This is a genomic window from Microcystis sp. M53603_WE2 (genome assembly GCF_030065435.1).
Genome location: NZ_JASJFF010000950.1, coordinates 1 through 1212, shown reverse-complemented (window position 1 = coordinate 1212; position 1212 = coordinate 1). Strand labels below are relative to the sequence as shown.

1 protein-coding gene and 1 pseudogene are annotated in these 1212 nt (G+C 42.7%); both read right to left on the bottom strand.

Annotated elements, in window-relative coordinates:
- Positions 1-847 (bottom strand): annotated as a pseudogene (locus PX481_RS20055) (tetratricopeptide repeat protein); the annotation flags it as partial.
- 139 nt (positions 848-986) lie between these two features.
- Positions 987-1142 carry a hypothetical protein gene (locus tag PX481_RS20050; protein ID WP_288095638.1) on the bottom strand — a complete coding sequence of 52 codons (156 nt, stop codon included), beginning with the start codon at positions 1140-1142 and terminating at the stop codon, positions 987-989.
- Positions 1143-1212 lie beyond the last annotated feature (70 nt).

Here is a 1212-nt window from a genome sequence, read left to right as displayed (position 1 = left end):
TGTCGTAGGCGGAAAGTCGTTCGCTCTCGTTTTTACACTCGCGGGTTAGTTCTTCCGCCAGGGATTGACAGATATCCATTTCACGGACAACCGTTTCTCGTTCACCCCGCAGAAGTGGAGCGAAAACAGCCGCACGCTGGAAAACACTGGTTAAATGTTTAAAATCGAAACGATCGAGGGAAGGTTCGACGTGATGGAGTGCCTCCTTGGCTACTTCTCGCCAATAGGCGACTGCGGCTATATCTTGAAAGGCAGTAGCCTGCAAAACGATTAATTCTACGGCTGCCCCGAAAGCCACCAGGCTTTCTTTAGAAGCGTATTGAAAGATTCGTTGAAAATCTTCGAGATTTTCTGATGTACCAATATCTTCTTGACAAAGGATTTTAGACATCGCCAGGCTGTAAGCTAATCTAGCGAACGTGGGGTCTCTGCCAATGTTTTCATCGCTAATTGCGGGAATATAGCGAGTAATCGCTTCATGAAAGCATAAACTCGATAATAGATCGACCGTTTTTACTTGAGTAGCGGGTGAAAGCTCACGATAATGCTCTAAATGCTCGCAAAGAACTCTCCAACGTTCGGTTCTCAACTCATCGGGGAGGGTGAGAGGATCGTTAATTGGGTATTGAAAAAGACCAGTCTCTCGAATCAATTGCTCTCGAAAAGAAGCGGGGTGAACGAGAGCAACCGGGGTAACAGATGATGTATCGACACCTCGTACTTCGGAGACAAGATTTCGATAACTATAGTCAATTCCCTGAATATGCCGAGCGCCAGATTGATAGGGACTAAGATCGAAATAAGGACGATGGCTCCAAGTGATCGGAAAATCGTTTAAAAATAGCATACATATTCTCAAGAAATGCGATCTTCTTTATCTGGTTAGTATTTCCACGATAGTCAACGGAGTATCTTGACTTGTTGAACTATCGTAGAAATCAAAAAGAGAGAACGATAAAATACCGATCAATCTCTGTATTTTGTTATTATCTCGTAAGCCATCGACAACGACCACCTACCACTTGGCGTAAAGTTTTAAAAGCAGTGATGCTTTCTTGACTATCGTTAGAAGCATCGGTGCGAAGCTCGATAATTTCGTCAGTCACCGTGTTTTTGATCTCGTTGATTTTGATGTTAGCCATGAGATGTATTCTCCAAATTTTCGCTAAATGAATGAATCAAATTATTGATTCAAGAAAACAATAACAATTT